This window comes from Zhongshania sp., assembly GCF_041584495.1.
In the GTDB taxonomy this organism is placed as follows: Bacteria; Pseudomonadota; Gammaproteobacteria; order Pseudomonadales; family Spongiibacteraceae; genus Spongiibacter.
Genome location: NZ_JBFHDY010000035.1, coordinates 22,840 through 30,043 on the forward strand (window position 1 = coordinate 22,840; position 7,204 = coordinate 30,043).

Annotated in this window: 5 protein-coding genes; 4 read left to right on the forward strand and 1 reads right to left on the reverse strand. The window is 51.3% G+C overall.

Going from position 1 to position 7,204, the window contains the following annotated elements; translation table 11 throughout:
• Nucleotides 1-122: 122 nt before the first annotated feature.
• Both lysS and ABYP33_RS08150 read left to right on the forward strand, forming a co-directional pair.
• Nucleotides 123-1,619, forward strand: coding sequence for a lysine--tRNA ligase (lysS, locus tag ABYP33_RS08145; RefSeq protein WP_373090259.1), 1,497 nt, complete (start codon nucleotides 123-125; stop codon nucleotides 1,617-1,619).
• A gap of 237 nt (nucleotides 1,620-1,856) precedes the next feature.
• Nucleotides 1,857-2,510, forward strand: a complete 654-nt coding sequence (locus tag ABYP33_RS08150; RefSeq protein WP_008249757.1) for a Crp/Fnr family transcriptional regulator — start codon at nucleotides 1,857-1,859, stop codon at nucleotides 2,508-2,510.
• Between the two features lie 76 nt (nucleotides 2,511-2,586).
• On the opposite strand, the gene xseA is transcribed toward ABYP33_RS08150, so the two are convergent.
• Nucleotides 2,587-3,942, reverse strand: coding sequence for an exodeoxyribonuclease VII large subunit (gene xseA, locus ABYP33_RS08155; protein ID WP_373090261.1), 1,356 nt, complete (start codon nucleotides 3,940-3,942; stop codon nucleotides 2,587-2,589).
• Between the two features lie 110 nt (nucleotides 3,943-4,052).
• Between xseA and guaB the strand changes: the two genes are divergently transcribed.
• The gene (gene guaB, locus ABYP33_RS08160) at nucleotides 4,053-5,519 is read left to right on the forward strand and encodes an IMP dehydrogenase (RefSeq protein ID WP_373090262.1); all 1,467 of its coding nucleotides are present in this window, start codon (nucleotides 4,053-4,055) and stop codon (nucleotides 5,517-5,519) included.
• A 105-nt stretch (nucleotides 5,520-5,624) separates the two neighbouring features.
• Nucleotides 5,625-7,204: glutamine-hydrolyzing GMP synthase (gene guaA, locus ABYP33_RS08165; RefSeq protein WP_373090263.1), on the forward strand; the 1,580-nt coding region annotated here is incomplete at its 3' end.

Genomic DNA, 7,204 nt, shown 5'->3' on the forward strand with positions numbered 1-7,204 from the left:
ATTCACATAAGTGTTAAGTACGGCGCTGAGATCGGCGCCTTAGTTTTCAAATACAAATAGGCAGCGCGCTGCTTTTAATACGTCGGACGTCAGCCCCCCGACGTCCGACCCAGGAACTTAAAATGTCTGAGAATCACAACGAAGTAGAACAGGCCCAGGAAGAGAATCGCTTAATCGCTGAGCGTCGCGCCAAGCTGAGCGCGATTCGCGAAAAACGCAATGCCTTTCCTAATCACTTCCGTCGTGACGACTACGCCCAGCGCCTGCAAGATGAGTTGTCTGAGAAGGGTAAAGAAGAACTTGAGGTCTTAGATCGCAAGGCCAGTATCGCCGGTCGTATTATGGCCAAGCGCGGGCCATTTATGGTACTTCAGGACATGACCGGTCGTATTCAGGTCTATGTCGATAAAAAGCTCCTACCACCAGAGTTGATTACCGAAATAAAAACTTGGGATATCGGCGATATTATTTCGGCGACCGGCCCCGTGCATAAATCCGGTAAGGGTGACCTTTATGTAAATATGCATGAGACTTCGCTGCTGACCAAATCTTTGCGGCCCTTGCCTGATAAATTCCACGGTCTAACGGATCAAGAAACCCGCTACCGCCAGCGTTATGTCGATTTGATCATGAACGAAACTTCGCGCCGCACCTTCGCGATTCGCTCGAAAATGATAAGCGCTATCCGCAATTTCTTGCAGCAAAAAGACTTCGTCGAAGTTGAAACCCCAATGATGCAGGTGATTCCCGGCGGGGCCAGCGCCCGCCCGTTTGTAACTCACCACAATGCCCTGAGCATGGACATGTATTTGCGCATTGCGCCGGAGCTGTATTTAAAGCGTCTGGTTGTTGGTGGTATAGAGCGGGTGTTTGAGATTAACCGCAACTTCCGTAACGAGGGGCTTTCTACTCGGCATAACCCAGAATTCACCATGATCGAATTCTACCAAGCCTATGCCGATTACAAAGACATGATGGATTTGACCGAAGCCATGCTGCGCAATACCGCGCAGGAAGTTTTGGGCACCACGGTTATTAGCTATCAAGGCAGCGAATACGATTTCGGTAAGCCGTTTACTCGTCTGTCGGTATTCGACTCAGTATTGCAATACAACCCTGATATCACTGCCGAGCAACTTAGCGATATGGCACAGGCCAGAGAGATTGCGGTAAAACTCGGCGTAAAGGTTAAAGACACTTGGGGCCTGGGTAAAATCCAGATCGAAATTTTTGAAGAGACTGTTGAGCATAAATTGGATCAGCCGACTTTCATCACTGAATACCCCACCGAAGTCTCGCCATTGGCGCGTCGCAGCGACGGCAACCCCTTTGTGACCGACCGTTTTGAATTCTTCGTGGGTGGTCGCGAGCTCGCCAATGGGTTCTCAGAGCTTAACGACCCAGAAGATCAAGCCGAGCGCTTTATGGCGCAAGTTGCCGAGAAAGACAGCGGCGACGACGAAGCCATGCACTACGACGCCGACTACATCGCGGCGCTGGAATACGGCCTACCGCCTACCGCGGGTGAAGGTATTGGTATCGACCGTCTAGTGATGCTGTTCACCGACTCGCCGTCGATTCGGGATGTATTGTTGTTCCCGCATATGCGGCCTGAGTGACGGGAGAGGCTTGACGGGAGGGAACGCTTGACGGGAGACGGGAGACGCTAAGAAAAGACGCCGCAACGAGTGCCTGCGTTAGCAGGTATTCAAGTGAGCGCAGCGAATGCCCCAGCGTCTCCCATCTCCCGTCCAGCATAAAGCTTCTCACCTCCAGCGTAAACCCCGCCTAGACAGCCACTTACGCAACTATGCTATAGTGGCCTCCACGTTTTATCGTCCTTGGGGAATGTGGTAATGAGTATCGAAAACGTCGATTTATTTGACGGCCTGATGCCGGAAGAAATTCAAATTTTGCGCGACACCAGTGTGTTGCGAGACTTCGCTAAAAACACGGTTTTGATTCACGAGGGCGACGTTGCAGACTCCCTTTATGTTGTGGAGTCGGGCCGAGTGAAAGTGTATTGCAGTGATAAAAGCGGCAAAGACTTCGTGCTTAATATTCTTGAAGATGGCGACTACTTCGGCGAATTAGCCCTGTTGGATGACGACAAACGCTCAGCTTCGGTGCGCGCCATGGAAACCACCAAGGTGCGCATTGTTTATAAAGAAGATTTTAAAGCGATATTGGATATGCACCCCAATATTACCCGCATCCTCAATAAAAATTTAACTCGTCGTATTCGCAAGCTCACTAACGACGTCAAAAGCTTGGCCTTGCAGGACGTGTATGGTCGCGTGGTTAAAGTGCTGACGAATCTGGCTCAACCCGCGGGTGACGACGGCAGTATGCGGATTGATGAAAAGCTTACCCAGCAAGAGATTGCTGATCGGGTAGGGTCGTCACGTGAAATGGTGGCGCGAATTCTAAAAGACCTGACCATCGGTGAATATATCGATGTTGAAGGTCGGCATATTGTGATTAAGCGCAAACTTCCGGAAAGCTATTAACTTAAATTTTATACCGAAGGCAAGTTCCTGGCTTCCGTATAAAATTGTTAAATCCTCACTCCTGTTTTGTTAAAACTCACGTGGTCGTGCTTGATTTAACCAGTAGTTTCGCAGTTCCCCGGCTAAATTTTGCACGCAACTCTTGGTCTGTACTAAGTTGGTCTACATCATTGATTATCTGGCCGCTGGTATCCTGAATAATAGAGTACCCTCTATTTAAGGTCTGCTCGGGCCCTAGGTTGCGCAGTTGTTGCTCAAGGTTCAGGCTGGCGGCTTTATGTTGCTTTAGATTTTGCTTGATGGCATTAACCATGCGTTTGCGCAGCTGGCTAAGGTCGCGCTGCTTATTGTTAAGTTGGCGTTGAGGGTTGAGCAGGGATAGCTGCTGGTTGGCTGCGCCAAGGCGCTGTTGGCGCCGACGCTGGCCTTGCTGCCACTGACGTTGCAAGCGCAGCTCTAGATCATCCAGCTGCTGACTTTGCTCACGCAACAGGCTGCGCGGGTCGCGAATTCGGCGGTTTAATGACAAGAGCTGATCTTGCCAGCGCCGCAGTCGCAATTGCTGGGCTTTGGCGAGACGGCCCTTGAGTAAATTCAGTTTCGACACCAGTTCGGCTTGGTCTGGGCTAAGCAGCTCCGCTGCCGCAGATGGCGTGGCCGCGCGTATATCGGCAACAAAGTCACTGATGCTGAAATCCACTTCGTGGCCCACGGCGCTAATTACTGGTAATTCTGAGTCGTGAATCGCCGCGGCGACAATGTGCTCGTTAAACGGCCATAAATCTTCTAGTGAGCCGCCGCCACGGGAGACCAGTATTACGTCAAAGTCTTGCTGTTTAGTGCGCACCCAGTGGTTGGCTTGGGCAATGGCGTTGGCAATCTGGGCGGAGGCATTGCTACCTTGCACTAATACGGGCAGCACACTGATTTGCATCGTCGGCCAGCGGCGTTTAAATACGGATAAAATGTCGTGAATAGCTGCGCCCGTAGGGGAGGTCACCACTGCAATGTTTTTAATGATGGCGGGTAGCGGTTTCTTGTGTGCGGAATCGAACCAGCCAGCGGCCCGCAGTTCTTGTTTGAGCTTTTCAAACGCCAAGGCCAGTGCGCCAACGCCAGTTTGTTGCATACTGTCGACAATGAGCTGGTAGTCGCCACGGCCTTCATAGAGGCTGACTTTGCCGCGAACGCTGATTTGCTGGCCGGGTTCGGGGGTAAAATTGACCCGTATATTCTTACCCTTAAAGAAGGCGCAACGAATTTGGGCGCGGTCGTCTTTTAGGGTGAAATACCAGTGGCCAGAGCTGGGGCGTGATAAAGTCGACAATTCGCCGGCCACGTTGACCTGCGCAAAACAGTCTTCGAGTAATTGTTTAGCCAAACCGTTTAATTGGCTGACTGTGAGGGTTTGTGGCGGTTCTTGTGTAGTCATGGCGCTATTGTAGCAAGATATAGTGGGTAGTTCGCCAAGAATCGGTTTACTAAGGGGGCTGTATCGCTTAAAATTGCGAGGATTCTAGCCACCGGCATCGGAATCTATTTATGCTACGTATTGCCCAAGAAGCTCTCACCTTTGATGACGTTCTTCTGCTCCCAGGTTACTCCGAGGTTACCGCTAAAGACGTTAGCCTAAAAACTCAGTTGACCCGTAATATCTCATTGAATATTCCCCTTGTGTCTGCCGCAATGGACACGGTCACTGAAAGCGCACTGGCGATTGCCCTCGCTCAGGAAGGCGGCATCGGTATTATCCACAAGAGCATGACCGTTGCTCAGCAAGCTCAAGAAGTGCGCGCGGTTAAAAAGCACGAGAGCGGTATTGTTAAAGATCCAATCACCATTGACGCGAGCGCACCACTTAGTGAGTTGTTTGAACTACGTCGTCGCCATAAAATCTCCGGCGTTCCCGTGCTCGATAACGGCGAGCTGGTAGGTATTGTCACCAGTCGTGATGTGCGCTTCCAAGAAGAATTAAACGTTCCTGTTTCTAGCATGATGACCCCAAAAGAAAAGCTGGTCACGGTGAAAGAGGGCGTTGATATGGTGGTAGCGAGGGAGCTCCTGCACCGCCACCGTATTGAAAAAGTCTTGGTGGTCAATGACGATTTTAGATTGACTGGCATGATCACCGTTAAAGACATGAACAACGCTCAGACTTATCCCCATGCCTGTAAAGACAGTCAGGGCCAGTTGCGGGTTGGTGCATCGGTTGGCACTAGTGCAGATACCGATGATCGCGTTGCGGCGCTGGTTGCCGCTGGCGTAGACGTATTGGTGGTTGATACTGCGCATGGTCATTCCATGAATGTATTAAATCGGGTGCGCTGGATTAAAGAGAATTATCCGCAAGTTGACGTGATTGGCGGCAATATTGCGACTGGCGCAGCGGCTTTGGCACTACTCGAAGCTGGCGCCGACGCGGTTAAGGTCGGTATCGGTCCAGGTTCCATTTGTACTACCCGTATTGTAACGGGAGTAGGCGTTCCGCAAATTAGCGCTATTGCTAATGTTGCCGCAGCCCTTAAGGGCACCGGGGTGCCGCTCATCGCCGATGGCGGTATTCGCTTTTCCGGTGATTTGTCTAAGGCCGTGGTTGCTGGTGCTAACTGCATCATGATGGGCTCGATGTTTGCCGGTACCGAAGAAGCACCAGGCGAGGTCGAGTTATTCCAAGGCCGTACTTACAAGTCATACCGCGGTATGGGTTCATTGGGTGCTATGACGAAAACCCAGGGTTCTAGTGACCGCTATTTTCAGAGCGCCGACGACGGCGCAGAAAAACTCGTGCCCGAGGGCATTGAGGGCCGCGTGGCCTACAAAGGCCCGCTGGCCGCGATTGTCCATCAGTTGATGGGCGGTCTGCGCTCAGCCATGGGCTATACCGGTAGCCTAGACATTGAAGCTATGCGTAACAACCCAGAGTTTGTGCGGGTGACCTCGGCAGGCATGAACGAAAGTCATGTACACGACGTGAGCATTACCAAAGAAGCACCCAATTACCCTACCTAAGGGCTTGTGGCCATTATTTTTTTGAATTAACAAACCCGCTACCGCAGCGGGTTTGCTGTTTTATTTATGTTCACATTTGCCGTGAACCTTGTTGAGAGAGCTGCCGTGTCAATCCCAGATATCCATGCCCACCGTATTTTGATTCTAGATTTTGGCTCTCAGTACACCCAGCTGATTGCGCGGCGTATTCGTGAAATTGGCGTGTATTGCGAGATTCGCGCCTTTGATATTAGCGATGACGATATCAATGAATTCAAGCCCTCAGGCTTTATCTTGGCGGGTGGGCCAGAGTCGGTAACGGAAGCGGGTTCGCCACGAGCGTCACAACTGGTGTTCGAACTGGGTGTACCGGTATTGGGTATTTGCTACGGCATGCAGACCATGGCTGAGCAAATGGGCGGCAAGGTAGAAGGCTCACCGGTTCACGAATTTGGCTACGCGCAAATTAAACTGGAAACCGCTGGCGCGCTAACCGCCGACATTGCTGACCATATCGACAGTAAAGACGGCAAGGCGCTACTTGATGTGTGGATGAGCCATGGCGACAAGGTTATTCGCCTGCCAGAAGGTTTTGAGGTTTTGGCTTCTACGCCATCGTGCCCCATTGCGGCAATGCAATGTGAAGCCAAGAAATTCTACGGTGTGCAGTTTCACCCTGAAGTGACTCACACCTTGCAAGGCCAGCGTATATTCGAACATTTTGTGCTGAAACTCTGTGGCTGTGAAGCTTTGTGGACACCCGCCAATATTGTTGAAGACGCCATTGCCAAAGTGCGCGCTCAAGTCGGCGATCAAAAAGTATTACTGGGTCTTTCTGGCGGCGTAGACAGCTCGGTAGTGGCGGCCTTGCTGCACAAGGCCATTGGCACGCAGCTTACTTGCGTGTTTGTTGATAACGGCCTGCTTCGTAAAAACGAAGGTGATCAGGTGATGGAAATGTTCGCCAAAAACATGGGCGTGAAAGTTATTCGCGTCGATGCCGAAGAAGCGTTTCTAAGCAAGCTGGCCGGCGAAGCCGACCCAGAGAAAAAACGTAAATACATCGGCAATACTTTTATCGAAATTTTCGATCAAGAAGCCACCAAGCTCAAAGACGTTAACTTCCTTGCCCAGGGCACAATTTACCCTGACGTGATTGAATCTGCCGCCTCAAAAACCGGCAAAGCCCACGTGATCAAATCTCACCACAATGTCGGCGGCCTGCCAGACGACATGGCCATGGATTTAGTTGAGCCGCTGCGCGAACTTTTTAAAGATGAAGTGCGCCGCATTGGTTTGGAACTAGGTCTACCTTACGACATGGTCTATCGCCACCCTTTCCCCGGTCCAGGTTTGGGTGTGCGGATTTTGGGTGAAGTGAAAAAGGAATACGCTGATATTCTTCGTGAAGCGGATGCCATCTTCTTAGAAGAGTTGCACCGGGCCGATTGGTACCACAAAACTAGCCAAGCCTTTGCCGTATTTCTGCCGGTGAAATCGGTCGGTGTAGTAGGGGATGCCCGCCGCTATGAATACGTGATTGCACTGCGTGCCGTAGAGACCATCGACTTCATGACCGCGCGCTGGGCGCACCTGCCTTACGAACTGCTAGAGACCGTGTCAAACCGCATTATCAACGAGATAAAGCAAGTTTCACGTGTAGCTTACGACGTCAGCAGCAAGCCGCCAGCGACGATTGAGTGGGA